The sequence below is a fragment of the Terrabacter sp. 2TAF16 genome, assembly GCF_052115065.1.
Lineage (GTDB): Bacteria > Actinomycetota > Actinomycetes > Actinomycetales > Dermatophilaceae > Terrabacter.
In genome coordinates this window covers 674254-690014 of the sequence record NZ_JBFRFZ010000006.1, presented here as the reverse complement: position 1 = coordinate 690014, position 15761 = coordinate 674254, and the positions used below count along the sequence as shown (strand labels likewise).

Genomic DNA, 15761 nt, shown 5'->3' with positions numbered 1-15761 from the left:
CAACCCTCCACCCGCTTGCCTTGGAGCTCGGTCAGGCGTCGTGCTCGATGGCCTCGAGCACGTCGGCGTCCTCGGCGTCCTCGTGGTCGTAGCTGACCTCGGAGTCGTACTCACCCGTGACGAGGTAGATGACGCGGCGAGCGACCGACACGGCGTGGTCGGCGAAGCGCTCGTAGTACCGGCCGACGAGCGTCAGGTCGAGGATCGAGCTGCGCGACCACGACGTGTTCTCGTCGAGCAGGGCGGCGAAGAGCTCGCGGTGGAGGTCGTCCATCGCGTCGTCGTCCTTCTCGAGCGCGATGGCCGCGGCGACGTCCTTGCTCGCGATGATCGACCCGCACTTGGCGACGATCGACTCGGCGACCTGACCCATCTGCAGGATGTGCGAGCGCAGCTCCGGCGGCACGGCCGAGTCGGGCGTGCGCAGGCGGGCGACCTTGGCGACGTGACGGGCGAGGTCGCCCATCCGCTCGAGGTCCGAGCTCATGTGCATCGCCGTCACGACGATGCGCAGGTCGGTGGCCACGGGCTGCTGGCGGGCCAGCAGGTCGATCGACAGCTCGTCGAGCTCGATGCGGATGTCGTCGAGCTTGCGGTCGGCCTCGATGACCGACTCCGCGAGGTGGACGTCGGCGTCGAGGAGCGCGGTCGTGGCGCGGGAGATGGCCGACCCCGCGAGCCGGGTCAGCTCGACGAGCTGGTCCGAGATCGTGTCGAGGTCCTCGTGGAACTGGTCGCGCATGGTCTTCCTGTCAGTTGCCGGTCGTGCGTGGTCGTGCCTGGTCGTGCGTTGCCGTCTGCACCGGTGTGACGTGCGGCGGCGCCGTGTCGGGAGCCAGCCTGCCACTCGCGACGCGCGCGGGACGGCATACGTTCGCGGTGTCACGTCCCCCGCTGGTGCAGAGGTTGGCAGGGCTTCGTGAATGGGTGGGGACGCCAAGGTGAACAGTGGGTTCGCGCTCCGCACGAGCGTGTCCCGCGTGGTCCGAGTCTGTCGGCCTGATGCGTACGCTGAGTGTCGTGGACCCGACGACAGCGGCAACGCTCGGTGGAATCGCCGGCCTCGCCCTGGGCGGCGTGGCGATGGTCGCCGTGCGCCTGTCGGACCGCTCGACGGCGGCCGAGATGCCCCCGCCGCCCGCCCCGCCGCTGCCCCCCGGCGTCGGTGAGGTCATCGCAGTGCTCCGCTCGAGCGGCATCCTCGTCGACTCGTCCGACCGGGTCGTCAACAACTCACCCGCCGCCGTCGCCCAGGGCCTGGTGCGCGGCCAGGAGCTCGTCCACCCGGAGCTGCTCCACCTCGCCCGCGCCGTGCGCCGCGACGGTGTCATCCGCGAGGCGGAGCTGACCCTGCAGAAGGGCATCGGCGACGGCCGTCTCGTCGTCGCGGCCCGGGTGGCGCCCCTCGGCGCCGACCACGTGCTCCTCCTCGTCGAGGACCGCTCCAAGGCGGCCCGCGTCGAGGAGATCCGCCGCGACTTCCTCGCCAACGTCAGCCACGAGCTCAAGACCCCGGTCGGGGGCATCTCGCTGCTCGCCGAGGCCGTGCTCGACGCGCACGACGACCCCGAGGCGGTCGCGCGCTTCGCGAAGCGGATCAGCGTCGAGTCCGAGCGTCTGACGCGACTCGTCAAGGAGATCGTCGAGCTCTCGCGCCTCCAGGGCGCCGACGTCATCAAGGACCCGACGGTCATCGACGTCGGTGCGTGCGCGCGCGACGCCGCCGACCGCAGCCGACTCATCGCCGACGAGCACCGCATCGAGATCGTGACGGCCGTCGACGAGGGCTGCGAGGTGTGGGGTGACGCCGAGCTCGTGACCACCGCCATCAGCAACCTCGTCGGCAACGCCATCGCCTACTCCGACGGCGGCACCCGTGTTGGCCTGATGGTGCGTCGAGGTCGCCCGGGTGTCATCGACGTCTCCGTCACCGACCAGGGACTCGGCATCGCGCCCGACGAGCAGCAGCGCATCTTCGAGCGCTTCTACCGCGTCGACACGGCCCGGTCGCGGGCCACCGGCGGCACCGGGCTGGGCCTGGCCATCGTCAAGCACGTCGCCGACAACCACGGCGGCAACGTGTCGGTGTGGTCCGAGCCGGGCCGGGGGTCGACGTTCACCATCGAGCTGCCCGCCGCCAACGCCTCCGCCGCGATCGCGCCCGCCGATCCGACGACGTATGCCGCCCTCCCGCCGTCCGAGCCCGACGTCCCCTCCGAGTCCCTGACCGAGTCCGAGGCCGAGACCGAGGTCGACGCGGGGCGCGGCGCCGCGCCCGAGGCCGAGCCGTCCCGCGGCGCCGGTCCGACCCCGTCCGTCAACGCCTAGTCACGTCCCCACTGCCTGAGCAGCCCACCAGCCCCACGCTGCCCGACCCCGAGAGGCCCGTAGTGAGTCGCATTCTCATCGTCGAGGACGAGGTGTCGTTCTCCGACCCGTTGTCCTACCTGTTGAAGAAGGAGGGCTACGACGTCGCCGTGGCCGAGACCGGGCCCGACGGCCTGGCCGAGTTCGACAAGAACGGCGCCGACCTCGTCCTGCTCGACCTCATGCTGCCCGGCCTCTCGGGGGTCGACGTGTGCCGCGCACTGCGCCAGCGATCCTCGGTGCCGGTCATCATGCTGACCGCCAAGGACAGCGAGATCGACAAGGTCGTCGGCCTCGAGATCGGTGCCGACGACTACGTCACGAAGCCCTACTCGAGCCGTGAGCTGCTCGCGCGCGTCAAGGCCGTGCTGCGTCGACTCGCCGAGCCGGAGGACCTGCTGCCCTCGACGCTCGAGTCGGGCCCGGTCCGGATGGACGTCGAGCGCCACACCGTGAGCGTCCAGGGACGGTCGGCGTCGCTGCCGCTCAAGGAGTTCGAGCTGCTCGAGATGCTGCTGCGCAACTCCGGTCGCGTCCTGACCCGCATGCAGCTCATCGACCGCGTCTGGGGCAGCGACTACGTCGGCGACACGAAGACGCTCGACGTCCACGTGAAGCGCCTCCGCGCGAAGATCGAGCCCGACCCCGCCAACCCGGTGCACATCGTCACCGTGCGCGGGCTCGGCTACAAGTTCGAGGCCGGCTGAGCCGAGCGGTGTGCGGCGGCCGTGCCCCGCACACCTCGCGCCGTCGAGAGGCCGCCTCGGTGCCGCCGCGGTGCCGCCTCGGTACGGCTGAAGGGCCACGTCTCGCGACGAGACGTGGCCCTCCTGCTGCGGTCTGACGATCGGGAGCAGTCTCCCGACGTGGGGCTCAGCTGCCGGTGGGCGCGGGCGTCACCGTGGCGTAGTAGCCGCTCGCCGTGAGCACAGGCACCTTGACGACGGTGGTGCCGCCGGCACTTGACGTGATGGTGACGGGGACGAGGCCACCCGGCTTGGTCTTGACGTCGGTCAGCTGCAGACCCTTGCCGGCGAGGTTGACCTGCTCGCGCGGGCCGAGCTGCACCTCCGAGCCGCTGGGCGCGCTCGTGGCGTTGGGGTCGGCCTGGGGCGCGATCTGGACGGTCATGTCCTGCTCGCCGAGGTTGATGGCCGAGCCGGAGATCACGACCGTCCCGCTGCCGTCACCGACGAGCGCGAGGTCGCGCACGGCGAGCTCTCCCACGTCGGCGGGGACGCCGTCGGCCGGGACGTAGGGCGTGTTGGTCTGGACGGGCGAGTTGACCTGGCACCCGGTCGTCACGACGGCGAGGGCGACACCGGCGAGCACCGTCGACACCCGGCGGGTGGACGAGCGACGCGCGGGGGTCAGGGCGGGGTATCGACGCTTCACGGGCGACAGCCTACCGGCGTACGACTCGTCGGACCCGTGCACCCGCCGTCACGGCTCGGCGGGGCCGCCGAACCGACGTCGGCCGCGGCTCCGACGCGATGTCCAGCGGCCGCCGACGGGCGCCTCGGCCGCCCTGATCCGTCGCCGCGAGGCTGGCGCGAAGCATGCCGAACGGCGTTCTGTCAAGACGTCACATATCGCGTCCCGGGCCTCGACTGTGGCTCTGACCTGCACAGATGCCGGATCCTGAGATCGCGATGTGCACAGCTTCGTGATAATCTGGAGGTCGCGAAAGGGGAAAACAGCAGATGGTTTTCAAGGTCGGCGAGACGGTCGTGTACCCCCACCACGGGGCTGCACTCATCGAAGAGATCAACACACGCACGATCAAGGGAGAGGACAAGCTCTACCTCAAGCTCAAGGTCGCCCAAGGTGACCTGACGATCGAGGTCCCCGCCGAGAACTGCGACCTCGTGGGTGTCCGCGACGTCGTCGGCAAGGAAGGCCTCGACCGCGTTTTCGAGGTGCTCCGCACGCCGCACACCGAGGAGCCGACCAACTGGTCGCGTCGCTACAAGGCGAACCTCGAGAAGCTTGCGTCGGGTGACGTCATCAAGGTCGCCGAGGTCGTGCGCGACCTGTGGCGTCGTGACCAGGACCGTGGTCTGTCGGCCGGCGAGAAGCGCATGCTCGCCAAGGCCCGCCAGATCCTCGTCTCCGAGCTCGCGCTCGCGGAGAAGACGAACGAGGAGAAGGCAGAGACCATCCTCGACGAGGTCCTCGCTTCCTGATCAGGGCAGCACACTGAACAACGAGACCGGAGCCGGTCGCGTCGGCGTCATCGTCGTCGCGGCCGGCTCCGGCTCGCGTCTGGGGGCACGTGTGCCCAAGGCGTTCGTGCCCCTCGCCGGGCTGCCCCTGCTCGGGCACGCCCTGCGGGGGGTCCTGTCGTGCGCCGCGGTGGCCCAGGTCGTCCTCGTCGTCCCCGACACCCACCGGGCGCAGGCCGACGAGCTCGCCGAGGGCGTATGCCGTGAGCTCGGGTCCGCGACGCCGGTGACCGTCGTGCCGGGCGGGGCCGAGCGGGGGGACTCCGTCGCGGCCGGTCTGCGGGTGCTCGGCGGCGACGTCGACATCGTCCTCGTCCACGACGCCGCCCGGTGCCTGACGCCGGTCGACGTCTTCGACCGGGTGGTCGCCGCCGTCGCGGCAGGCGCCGTGGCGGTCGTGCCCGGCACCGCGGTCGTCGACACGATCAAGCAGGTCGACGGCGACGGGTTCGTCGTCGGCACCCCCGACCGCTCCGGCCTGCGCGCGGTGCAGACGCCCCAGGGCTTCCGCCGTGACGTCCTCGAGCGCGCCCACGCCGTGTCGAGCGACGCCACCGACGACGCCGGGCTCGTCGAGCGGCTGGGGGAGCGGGTCCTCGTCGTCGAGGGCGACCCACGGGCCCTCAAGGTCACGACGCCGAGCGACCTCGAGGCCGCGGCCCGCCTGCTCGGGGCCTCCTGACCTCGGACCCGACCGCGGACCCGAGCTCGGGCCCCACCGTCGTTCGAGGTGTTCTGCGGTCACGGGTGACCGCGGCACGCATCGAACCCGGGAGTTGCCTATCCTCGGCAGCGTGACGACCGACCTCAGCACCGCCCTGTCCCGACCGACGGCTCTCATCACCGGTGGTGGCACCGGCATCGGTGCGGCCATCGCGCGGCGGCTGTCGCGCGACGGCTTCGACGTCGTCGTCGCCGGCCGTCGCCGCGAGAAGCTCGACGAGGTCGTGGCCGACATCGAGGGCGCCGGCGGCTCGGCCCATGCGCTCGTCATGGACGTCACCGATCCGGCGTCGGTGACCGAGGGCGTCGCGTCGCTCGGTCGGTGCGACGTCGTCGTCAACAACGCCGGCGGCGCGCTCGGGGTGACCCGCGTCGAGGACGGTGACCCCGAGGAGTGGGAGCGGATGTTCGCCTCGAACGTCGTGGGGACCCTGCGCGTCACCCAGGCCGTGCTGCCGCTGCTGCGACGCTCCTCCCGGGCCACGATCGTCGACATCAGCTCGATCGCCGGTGAGCGCGTCTACGAGGGTGGCGCCGGCTACGTCGCGGCCAAGCACGGCACGTCCGTCGTCTCCGAGACCCTGCGCCTCGAGCTCAACGGCGAGAACATCCGCGTCGTCGACATCCGGCCCGGCATGGTCCACACCGAGGAGTTCTCCCTGACCCGGCTCCACGGGGACCGCGCCGCGGCCGACAAGGTCTACGACGGGGTCGACCGTCCGCTCGTCGCCGACGACGTCGCGGAGTGCGTCGGCTTCGTCGTGGGACTGCCGCAGCACGTCAACATCGACACGATGGTCATCAAGCCGGTGGCGCAGGCCGCCCCGCACAAGATCCACCGCGGCCCGATCGACTGGAAGGACGTCTGATGACGGCGCTCCCGCGCGTCGGGGTGGGCGTCGACGTCCACGCGTACGCCCCCGAGGGGTCCGACCGCGAGCTGTGGGTCGCCGGGCTGCGCTGGCCGGGGGAGCGGGGTCTCGACGGCCACTCCGACGCGGACGTCGCGGCCCACGCGGCATGCGACGCGATCTTCTCGGCGGCCGGGATCGGTGACCTGGGCGCGCACTTCGGCACGTCGCGCCCCGAGCTCGCCGGAGCCTCCGGCGTCATGCTGCTCACCGAGGCGGCGCGGCTCGTGCGCGAGGCCGGCTACGAGATCGGCAACATCGCGGTCCAGGTCGTCGGCAACCGGCCCAAGGTCGGCACCCGCCGTGCAGAGGCAGAGGCGGTGCTCACCTCCGCCGCAGGAGCGCCCGTGTCGGTGAGCGGCACGACGACCGACGGGCTGGGCCTGACCGGCCGCGGCGAGGGCGTCGCCGCCGTCGCGACGGCTCTCGTCGTCCCCACCTCCCCGTCGAGTGAGCGCTTCGCACCAGTCGAGTGAGCGCTCCGTCCCAGACGGGGCACGCGCGTACGCACCGGACGTGACCGGCCGCTCACTCGGGTGTGGCTGGGCGCTCACTCGAGGGTGACGGGGAGGCCGCCCGCGTCGAGCGGTGGGAGGGTCTGTCAGGATCGAGGGGACCGCAGGGACGCACGCCGAGGGAGCCAACATGCCGCAGACCGTCAAGGGTGTCATCAGCCGCAGCAAGGGGGCCGACGTCGAGGTCGTCGACGTCGTCGTGCCGGACCCGGGCCCGGGTGAGGCGGTCGTCAAGATCGAGACCTGCGGGGTGTGCCACACCGACCTGCACTACCGCGAGGGCGGCATCAACGACGACTACCCCTTCCTGCTCGGCCACGAGGCCGCCGGCTACGTCGAGGCCGTGGGCGAGGGCGTCACCGACGTCGCCCCGGGCGACTTCGTCATCCTCAACTGGCGCGCCGTGTGCGGCCAGTGCCGGGCCTGCGCCAAGGGCAAGCCCTGGTACTGCTTCAACACGCACAACGCCACGCAGAAGATGACGCTGACCGACGGGACCGAGCTGACCCCCGCCCTGGGCATCGGAGCCTTCATCGAGAAGACGCTCGTCGCCGCCGGCCAGTGCACCAAGGTGCCCGAGGCCGACGCCGCTGCCGTCGGTCTGCTCGGCTGCGGCGTCATGGCCGGATTCGGTGCGGCCGTCAACACCGGCGGCGTGGGGCGCGGCGACTCGATCGCCGTCATCGGCTGCGGCGGCGTCGGCAACGCCGCGATCGCCGGTGCCAAGGTGGCCGGCGCGACGACGATCATCGCCGTCGACGTCAGCGACGCGAAGCTCGAGCAGGCCAAGCACTTCGGCGCGACGCACACCGTCAACAGCACGCACACCGACGCCGTCGAGGCGATCCGCAGCCTCACCGACGGCAACGGCGCCGACGTCGTCGTCGAGGCGGTCGGCCGCCCCGAGACCTACGAGCAGGCGTTCTACGCGCGAGACCTCGCCGGCACCGTCGTCCTCGTCGGCGTGCCCACGCCGGACCAGCAGGTCACCCTGCCGATGATCGAGATCTTCGGCCGTGGGGGCAGCCTCAAGTCCAGCTGGTACGGCGACTGCCTCCCGAGCCGGGACTTCCCGATGCTCGTCGACCTCTACAAGCAGGGCCGTTTCGACCTCGACGCCTTCGTCTCCGAGCGGATCGGCCTCGCGGACATCGAGGCGGCGTTCGACAAGATGCACGCCGGTGAGGTCCTGCGATCGGTGGTCGAGCTGTGAGCGCCGACGCGGCAGGCGACCGGGTCACGCCCTCGCAGGGCGGCGTCCGCATCGACCACACGACGACCTCGGGCACCTTCAGCCTCGACGGCGGCACGTGGGAGGTCGAGAACAACGTCTGGGTGATCGGCGACGACACGGAGTGCGTCGTCATCGACGCCCCGCACGATGCCGGCCCGATCCTCGAGCTCGTCGGTGACCGCCGCCTCACCCACGTCCTGCTGACGCACGCCCACGACGACCACGTCACGGTCGTGCCCGAGCTGCTCGCCGCCCATCCCGGGGCGAAGGTCGCGCTGCACCCCGACGACAGCGTCCTGTGGGACCAGAGCCACCCCGACCTCGCCCCGTCGCTGGACCTCGCCGACGGCGACGTCGTGCAGGTCGGCGACGTCGAGCTCTTCGTGCTGCACACCCCCGGCCACGCGCCCGGAGCCTGCTGCTTCCACGCCCGCGACCTCGGGGTCGTCTTCACCGGTGACACGCTCTTCCAGGGCGGCCCCGGCGCGACCGGTCGGTCCTACTCCGACTTCCCGACCATCGTCGATTCGATCAAGGACCAGCTGCTCTCCCTCCCACCCGAGACCGTCGTCCTCACCGGTCACGGCCGCGCGACGACCATCGGCGACGAGAAGCCGGACGTCGAGGAGTGGATCCGCCGGGGTCACTGACCCACCTGCCGAGCCACCCGGCATACGCAAGCGGGCGTATGCCGGGTGCCCGGGTCGGCGGTCCCCGCTCGCTCAGGCGCGGGGCGCGTCGCGCAGCAGGCTGATCTTCTGCCAGATCTTGCGGCCCATGCCGGTCGTGAGGTTCTCGATCTCGCTCACGGTGTCGAGGACGAGGGCGTCGGTCGACTCCTCGGCGCACAGGGCGGCGGCCTTGGACGTCAGCGACAGGAGCTCGGAGCAGTACTCGAGGTAGAGGGCGTAGTCGCGCACCGACATCGTGCGCGGGCTGACGACCTCGTCGCCGGCCACGGTGCCGAGCCGGGTGTCGGGCAGCAGGGCCGCCGGGTCCTTGCTCATCTGGTGCATGTCGATGATGTGGGCGAGCGAGCGGAGGCGGTGCAGCCGGCGGATGAGGTCGTTGCGCACGACACGGTCGGCGAGCGACAGGAGGAACCAGATCGCGATGCCGGCGAAGACGAGGTCGTTGATGAGGCTCTCGACGACGGGCAGCCACTCGAAGGCGGCGACGGACCCGGCCCGGCCGACGGCGTCACGCACCGCGATGCCGACCGCGACGAGCGACACGACGAGGACGACGACGATGAGGGCCCGCGAGGCCCACACCAGGGCGGCCCGCTGGGCGGGAGCGCGGCGGCGGCGGTCGAGGAGGGCGTCGACGACCTTGCCGAGCTCCTCGGTGGCCGCTCGCAGGCCCGGGTGGCGCGGCAGGTAGGTGTCGATGCGTTCGCCGAGGTAGCTGATGACGGCGCGCACCTCGGAGCCGTCGAGCCGCTCGTAGCTCGTGAGCCGCGGTTGCGCCATGGGCCGACTGTAGCCGCGCGGCGCCCGGGGGAGGGCTCGCTCGTGGGCCGGCCGGACGGCATACGTGCTCGTACGTGCGTGGTCGGGTGCGCGGCGACGCGCCGATAGACTTCGGCGGGTGAGCCTACGACTGTTCGACACCGCGACCCGGGAGCTGCGCGACTTCACGCCGCGCGAGGCGGGCAAGGTCGGCATGTACATCTGTGGCCTCACGACGCAGGGTGCGCCGCACATCGGGCACATCCGGTTCGCCGTCGCGTTCGACGTGCTGCGCCGCTGGCTCGAGGTCGGTCACGGCTACGACGTCACGCTCGTGCGCAACGTCACCGACATCGACGACAAGGTGCTGCGCAAGGCCGCCGACGCCGGTGAGGACTGGTTCGCCCTGACCTACCGCAACGAGCGCCTCACCTCGCAGGCGCTCGACGCGCTCGGCGTCGAGCCGGCCACCTACGAGCCGCGGGCGACCGGTCACGTCCCCGACATGGTGACCCTCATGGAGACGCTCATCGAGAAGGGCCACGCGTATGCCGCCCCCGACGGCAGCGGCGACGTGTACTTCGACGTGCGCTCGTGGCCCGAGTACGGCTCTCTGACGGGCCAGTCGCTCGACGACATGGTGGGCGCCGACGACGCCGACCCCCGCGGCAAGCGCGACCCGCGCGACTTCGCGCTCTGGAAGGGCCACAAGTCCGACGAGCCCGAGAGCGCGTCGTGGCCGACGCCCTTCGGCGCCGGTCGTCCGGGCTGGCACCTCGAGTGCTCGGCGATGGCCCGACGCTGGCTCGGCGACGAGTTCGACATCCACGGCGGTGGCATCGACCTGCGCTTCCCGCACCACGAGAACGAGCAGGCGCAGTCGCGCGCGGCCGGGCTCGGCTTCGCCCGCTACTGGCTCCACAACGCGTGGGTCACGGTCAAGGGCCAGAAGATGGGCAAGTCCCTCGGCAACGCCCTCGAGGTGCGTCACCTGCTCGAGCAGACGCGACCGATCGTGCTGCGCTACTACCTCACGGCCGCGCACTACCGCTCGATGATCGAGTACCACCCCGGCTCGCTCGAGGAGGCCGCGGCCGCCGTCGAGCGCATCGAGGGCTTCCTCGAACGCGCCGCACGACGCGGCACGATCGTGCCCCTGGCGGCTGCCGCGCTCCCGGCCGCCTTCGTCGCCTCGATGGACGATGACCTCGGCGTCAGCGGGGCGCTCGCCGTCGTGCACGACACGGTGCGTGCCGGCAACAGCGCCCTCGACGAGGACGACGACGAGGCGGCCCTCGAGGCGGCGGCCGCCGTCGTCGCCATGACCGAGGTGCTCGGCATCAACCCGCTCGCTGCGCACTGGGGCTCCGGCGGCAGCCGCGAGGACGCCGCCTCGGAGCTGGCCCTCGACGCCCTCGTGCGGGCCCAGCTCGACGCCCGCCAGGTCGCCCGCCAGGAGCGCGACTTCGAGCGGGCCGACGAGATCCGCGACACGCTCACGGCGGTCGGCATCGAGATCACCGACACCCCGTCCGGCGCCCAGTGGTCGCTCGCCCGCCCGGCGCGCGGCGACGCCGAGACCGCCACCACCACCGACCACCCCACCGCGGCCCCCCGGGCCGAGAAGGCACAGGGCTGACATGCCAGGCAACTCCCAGCGGCGCGGCGCCATCCGCAAGAACAGCAAGGGCGCGACCGTGGGCTCCGGCGGCCAGCGCCGCCGCGGACTCGAGGGCAAGGGCCCCACGCCCAAGGCCTCCGAGCGCGAGTACCACCCCGCCCACCAGCGCGCCAAGGCCGCGGCGAAGCGGTCCGGCTCCGGTGCGCCCGGACCGGGCGGACGCGGCCAGGCCCGCTCGAAGAGCCGCAGCAAGGCCTCGAGCGAGATGGTCTACGGCCGCAACTCCGTCGTCGAGGCGCTGCGAGCCGACGTGCCGGTGGCGACGATGTACATCGCCACCCGCATCGACACCGACGACCGCGTGCGCGAGGCGCTCAAGATCGCGACCGAGCGTGGCCTCGCGATCCTCGAGACGCCGCGTGGCGAGCTCGACCGCCTCACCGACGGCGGCGTGCACCAGGGCATGGCGCTGCAGGTGCCGCCCTACGAGTACGCCCACCCGAACGACCTCATCGACCCCGAGATGCCCGGCATCCCGCTCGTCGTGGCGCTCGACGGCATCACCGACCCGCGCAACCTCGGCGCCATCGTGCGCTCCGTGGCGGCCTTCGGCGGCCACGGCGTCGTCGTGCCCGAGCGTCGCTCGGTCGGGATGACCGCGTCGGCGTGGAAGACGTCGGCCGGTGCTGCGGCCCGCATCCCCGTGGCGCGCGCGAGCAACCTGACCCGCGCCCTCGAGGAGTTCAAGAAGGCCGGCTTCTTCATCCTCGGTCTCGACATGGACGGCGACGTCGAGCTGCCTGACCTCTCCCTCGCGACGGAGCCGCTCGTCATCGTGACCGGGTCGGAGGGCAAGGGCCTCTCGCGACTCGTCCGCGAGACGTGCGACCAGATCGTGTCGATCCCGATGAGCTCTGCCGTCGAGTCGCTCAACGCCGGCCTCGCCACGGGCGTCACGCTCTACGAGATCGCCCGCCAGCGCCGCCGCTGACTCTCGCCGGTGACCCCGGCCGGCCAGCCGGTGGCGGGCGGCGGGCGGCCGAGGTCACGATCCGGCCACTGGCGACCGTCCGGCATACGCTCAGGGAACTCCTACGGCCCGCCCGACGCTGGTCAGGTGGTGCTCGATAGAGTGCTGTCGACCTCCACTACGCCCTGTAGTACGCCGTGACGTGCCGGTGAGGGCGCGCAACCGAGCGCTGCGGCTCCGCAGCGGGACCGACCGAAGGACAAGATTCGTGGCGAAGAGCAACCGTGCCGAGACGGCCGCCAGGGCAGCGCAGCTGCGCGCCGAGGCCGCCCGCAAGGACCGTCAGCGCACGCAGGTCATCGCCGCGTCGGTCGCGGTGGTCGTCATCGTGATCGCGGTCGTCCTGGGGATCGTCATCTCCAACCGGCCCCAGGCTGCCCCCGCGGCGAGCGGCGGGGCGGCCGCGCTCGCCACCCTCGAGAAGCTGCCCGCCTCCCTCTTCGACCAGGCTCCCGCGCCGACGCCGGAGCAGGCCCCCGCCAAGCTCCAGGGGGGCACGGCACTGACCCAGGACGGCAAGCCGAAGGTGCTCTACATCGGCGCCGAGTACTGCCCGTTCTGCGCGATGGAGCGCTGGGCGCTCATCGGGGCGCTGTCCCGTTTCGGCACGTTCACCGGTGTCACCGAGACGACGAGCTCGAGCGACGACGTCCACCCGAACACCCCGACGTTCTCCTTCAAGGACGCGAAGTACACCAGCGACGTCGTCGCGTTCGAGGCCGTCGAGACCCAGGACCGCAACAAGCAGCCGCTGCAGACCCTGGACGGCGAGAACCTCGCGCTCTTCCAGAAGTTCAACCCCGGTGGCGGCATCCCGTGGATCACCTACGGCGGCACCCACGCCACCGACGGCGCGACGGTCGACGCCAACGCCTTCGAGGGCAAGACCTACGACCAGATCATCGCCGGCATCCAGGACCCGACGTCCGACATCGGCAAGACCGTGACGCCGGCCATCAACATGATCACCGCCCAGATCTGCGACCAGACCAAGGGCAAGCCCGCCAACGTCTGCACGAGCCAGGGCGTGGCGGCCGCGTCCGTGCTGCTCAAGCGGTGACGTCGGCGTGCGCCCGCAGCGTGACGACGTGACCACGGTCGACGGCGTCCCGGTCCGTGCCGGGCGAGTCCGACCCGGGTGGCTCGCCCCGGTGTCCGTCGGCCTCGCCGTCGTCGGGCTGATCGTCTCGGTCTACCTGACGTTCGAGCACTTCACCGCCAACGCGACCCTCGCCTGCAGCATCGGCGGCGTCGTCGACTGCGCGAAGGTGACGACGAGCGCGTGGAGCACCCTCATCGGCGTGCCCGTCGCGCTGCTCGGCCTCGTCTTCTTCGTCGTCGCCCTGGGCCTCTGCCTCCCGTCGGTCTGGCGGCGGCCGGAGCCCTGGCTCGACGCCGTCCGCCTCGCCTGGCTCACGATCGGCCTCGGCATGGCGCTCTACCTCGTGTGGGCCGAGCTCTACCGGATCCACGCGATCTGCCTGTGGTGCACGGCCGTCCACGTCGTGACGTTCCTGCTCTGGATCGTCGTCCTCTTCGGCCAGATCCTCTCGGGACCGGCTGACGACCTCGCGATGGGCACCGACGAGGACGCCGTGGCGGGTTGAGGTGTGCCGTCGCGCCGGGCGGCGACGAACCACCTCGACCCAGCCGGACGGCATACGTCCTCAGTCGAAACGGCCGATGACCGGCATCTCCTCGGTGTCGACGCCGACCACGGACTTCTCCTCGGGCTTCATCGGCAGCACCGTCGCGACGTAGTCGCGCAGCGCGTCCTCGATGGGGGTGTCGTGCCCGGCGCGCTCGCTCATGTACCAGCGGTGCTCGAGCACCTCGTGGAAGATCTCGGCCGGCTCGAGGCGGCCGGTCAGCTCTCGAGGCACGGCACGCGTCACCGGCTCGTAGATCTTGGCGAGCCAGTCGTGCGCGACGATCTCCTCGTCGTCACCCTGGCGGTCGGTCGCGGCGGCGTACGCGTCGAGGTCGTTGAGCAGGCGGCGGGCCTGGTTCTCGCCGACGTCGAGGCCGGTCAGGCGCAGCAGGCGGCGGGAGTGGTGGCCCGCGTCGACGACCTTCGGGGTGATGACGATCTCGGTGCCGCCGATGTCGGTCGTCATCGACAGCTCGTCGACGTCGAAGCCGAGCTCGTTGAGGCGCCGGATGCGCTCGTCGACCCGCCAGCGGTCACCGACCTCGAAGCGCTCCGTGCCGGTGAGGGCGTCCCACAGCGTGTGGTAGCGCTCGATGACCGATGCAGACACCTCGAAGGGGTCCGCGTGCTCCTCGAGGAAGCCCCCGGCCGCGAGGTCCATGAGCTCGCCGGCGATGTTGACCCGGGCGATGTCGAGGTCGTGCTCGCGCTGGCCGTTGGACAGCCGTGCGTGCAGCTCACCGGTCTCGGCGTCCACGAGGTAGGCGGCGAAGGCGCCCGCGTCACGACGGAAGAGCGTGTTGGAGAGCGACACGTCGCCCCACCAGAAGCCCTCGAGGTGCAGGCGCACGAGCAGGACCGCCAGCGCGTCCATGAGACGCACTGCCGTGTCGGGCCGGAGGTTCTGGCTGTAGAGCGCGCGGTAGGGCAGGGAGAACTGCAGGTGGCGCGTGATGAGGCAGGCGTCGAGCGGCTCCCCGTCGGCCGTCGTGCGACCGTGGACGACACCGAACGGCTCGACCGACGGCACGTCGAGGCGACGCAGGTTGCGCAGCATGGCGTACTCGCGGTCGGCGATGTCGTCCTTGATCTCCTTGACGGCGAGGACGCGCGGCCCGAGCTTGACGAAGCGCACGACGTGACGCGAGATGCCTCGGGGCAGCGCGGCGAGGTGGCTCTCGGGCCACTCCTCCAGCGGTGTCGACCACGGCAGGTCGAGCAGGGCGGACTCGGGCCTGGCGGTGGTGATCTCGAGCGTCACGCGTTCATCGTGGCACGGTCGCGCGACAGGCGTCGATCAGCCCAGAGCGCAAGGGCGGCCAGCGCCAGGAAGAGGACGGCGATGAGGGCGCAGTTGAGCAGGGTGCGGCCCAGGCCGATGGAGCCGACGTTGAGGAAGGGGTAGGGGTACCAGTCGACCAGCGGCCCGAGGGCGAGGGTGGCCACGAGCCAGAGGACCGGCCAGATGAGCGAGGGCAGCAGGTCCTCGCGGGTGACCTTGCCGCGCGGGCCGAAGACGGCCCACCCGACGAAGGTGAGGACCGGCACGACGATGTGCAGGAGCCGGTCGCAGACGAGAGAGCCCGTCGTGTAGTTCGGCGACGGGGGGAGTGCGATGGCGGCGACGATCCCGGTCACCGTGATCCCGACGAGCGACGCGAGGCGGACGACCCGGAAGACCTGCGACTCGATGCGTCCGCGCACGATGAGGAACGTCGAGACCGCGACGAGGAAGTTCGCCTGGATCGTGAAGTAGGAGAAGAAGCGCCGCACCTGCTCGGGTCGGGTGGTCGTCACCGCGCTCGAGTCGAGGATGTTGTCGCCCGTCGCCACGAGGTAGAGCTGGAAGGCGAGCGCGAAGACCGCGACGACGAGCGTCGCGACGTGCCAGTACCGCCCGATCGTCGACTTGGTCACACGCGGAGCCTAGGGCTTGCCGAGGTCCCGGTGCCGGATGCTGTCCAGCGTTGCGCCACAACGGCGCCGGGCCGGCACCCAGGAAGGGTGCCGGCCCAGCGGCGTGATGCGGTGGT

The 15761-nt window shown here is 71.5% G+C and carries 17 protein-coding genes; 12 read left to right on the top strand and 5 right to left on the bottom strand.

The features are described from left to right. Positions 1-31: 31 nt before the first annotated feature. Entirely contained in the window at positions 32-742 is a 711-nt protein-coding gene (gene phoU, locus AB4Z14_RS12070; RefSeq protein WP_020145712.1) for a phosphate signaling complex protein PhoU, read from the bottom strand. Positions 743-1020: 278 nt separating this feature from the next. Here phoU and AB4Z14_RS12065 point away from each other — a divergent pair, with 278 nt between their 5' ends. Next, complete coding sequence (locus AB4Z14_RS12065; protein ID WP_442275368.1) at positions 1021-2328, top strand: sensor histidine kinase; 1308 nt, start codon at positions 1021-1023, stop codon at positions 2326-2328. Positions 2329-2390: 62 nt separating this feature from the next. Further along, positions 2391-3074: a response regulator transcription factor gene (locus tag AB4Z14_RS12060; protein ID WP_020145710.1), complete on the top strand. Its 684-nt coding sequence runs from the start codon at positions 2391-2393 to the stop codon at positions 3072-3074. A gap of 166 nt (positions 3075-3240) precedes the next feature. Here the strand turns inward: AB4Z14_RS12060 and AB4Z14_RS12055 are convergent, their stop codons facing one another. Continuing rightward, a complete protein-coding gene (locus AB4Z14_RS12055; protein WP_056772675.1) occupies positions 3241-3762 on the bottom strand; it encodes a hypothetical protein in 522 nt (173 codons plus the stop codon). 308 nt (positions 3763-4070) lie between these two features. On the opposite strand from AB4Z14_RS12055, the gene AB4Z14_RS12050 reads away from it, so the two are divergent. The 6 genes from AB4Z14_RS12050 to AB4Z14_RS12025 all read left to right on the top strand — a co-directional run bounded on the left by AB4Z14_RS12050 (position 4071) and on the right by AB4Z14_RS12025 (position 8625). Next, a complete protein-coding gene (locus AB4Z14_RS12050; protein WP_020145708.1) occupies positions 4071-4553 on the top strand; it encodes a CarD family transcriptional regulator in 483 nt (160 codons plus the stop codon). Positions 4554-4566: 13 nt separating this feature from the next. Beyond that, entirely contained in the window at positions 4567-5274 is a 708-nt protein-coding gene (ispD, locus tag AB4Z14_RS12045) for a 2-C-methyl-D-erythritol 4-phosphate cytidylyltransferase (protein ID WP_442275392.1), read from the top strand. A 112-nt stretch (positions 5275-5386) separates the two neighbouring features. Continuing rightward, positions 5387-6184, top strand: a complete 798-nt coding sequence (locus AB4Z14_RS12040) for an SDR family oxidoreductase (protein ID WP_442275367.1) — start codon at positions 5387-5389, stop codon at positions 6182-6184. Further along, positions 6184-6702: a 2-C-methyl-D-erythritol 2,4-cyclodiphosphate synthase gene (gene ispF / locus AB4Z14_RS12035; RefSeq protein WP_442275366.1), complete on the top strand. Its 519-nt coding sequence runs from the start codon at positions 6184-6186 to the stop codon at positions 6700-6702. Before AB4Z14_RS12040 ends, ispF begins: the two co-directional genes overlap by 1 nt. 169 nt (positions 6703-6871) lie before the next feature. After that, on the top strand, positions 6872-7954 hold the full coding sequence (locus AB4Z14_RS12030) for an S-(hydroxymethyl)mycothiol dehydrogenase (RefSeq protein WP_442275365.1): 1083 nt from the start codon (positions 6872-6874) through the stop codon (positions 7952-7954). Then, positions 7951-8625 (top strand): MBL fold metallo-hydrolase, encoded by a 675-nt coding sequence (locus tag AB4Z14_RS12025; protein ID WP_442275364.1) that lies wholly within the window; start codon positions 7951-7953, stop codon positions 8623-8625. The genes AB4Z14_RS12030 and AB4Z14_RS12025 overlap by 4 nt, the downstream gene beginning before the upstream one ends. 72 nt (positions 8626-8697) lie before the next feature. Here AB4Z14_RS12025 and AB4Z14_RS12020 read toward each other — a convergent pair whose 3' ends face one another. Continuing rightward, positions 8698-9447 (bottom strand): hypothetical protein, encoded by a 750-nt coding sequence (locus tag AB4Z14_RS12020; RefSeq protein WP_442275363.1) that lies wholly within the window; start codon positions 9445-9447, stop codon positions 8698-8700. Between the two features lie 118 nt (positions 9448-9565). Here AB4Z14_RS12020 and cysS point away from each other — a divergent pair, with 118 nt between their 5' ends. The 4 genes from cysS (at position 9566) to AB4Z14_RS12000 (ending at position 13684) form a co-directional block, all read left to right on the top strand. After that, the gene (gene cysS, locus AB4Z14_RS12015) at positions 9566-11065 is read left to right on the top strand and encodes a cysteine--tRNA ligase (RefSeq protein ID WP_442275362.1); all 1500 of its coding nucleotides are present in this window, start codon (positions 9566-9568) and stop codon (positions 11063-11065) included. A 1-nt stretch (position 11066) separates the two neighbouring features. After that, positions 11067-12038, top strand: a complete 972-nt coding sequence (gene rlmB / locus AB4Z14_RS12010; protein WP_442275361.1) for a 23S rRNA (guanosine(2251)-2'-O)-methyltransferase RlmB — start codon at positions 11067-11069, stop codon at positions 12036-12038. Positions 12039-12285: 247 nt separating this feature from the next. Then, the gene (locus AB4Z14_RS12005; protein WP_442275360.1) at positions 12286-13137 is read left to right on the top strand and encodes a DUF929 family protein; all 852 of its coding nucleotides are present in this window, start codon (positions 12286-12288) and stop codon (positions 13135-13137) included. 28 nt (positions 13138-13165) lie between these two features. Continuing rightward, a complete protein-coding gene (locus AB4Z14_RS12000) occupies positions 13166-13684 on the top strand; it encodes a vitamin K epoxide reductase family protein (protein WP_442275359.1) in 519 nt (172 codons plus the stop codon). Positions 13685-13744: 60 nt separating this feature from the next. Here the strand turns inward: AB4Z14_RS12000 and AB4Z14_RS11995 are convergent, their stop codons facing one another. Both AB4Z14_RS11995 and AB4Z14_RS11990 read right to left on the bottom strand, forming a co-directional pair. Beyond that, entirely contained in the window at positions 13745-14989 is a 1245-nt protein-coding gene (locus tag AB4Z14_RS11995) for a DUF4032 domain-containing protein (protein WP_442275358.1), read from the bottom strand. Beyond that, entirely contained in the window at positions 14986-15645 is a 660-nt protein-coding gene (locus tag AB4Z14_RS11990) for a Pr6Pr family membrane protein (RefSeq protein WP_442275357.1), read from the bottom strand. Before AB4Z14_RS11990 ends, AB4Z14_RS11995 begins: the two co-directional genes overlap by 4 nt. Positions 15646-15761: the final 116 nt, after the last annotated feature.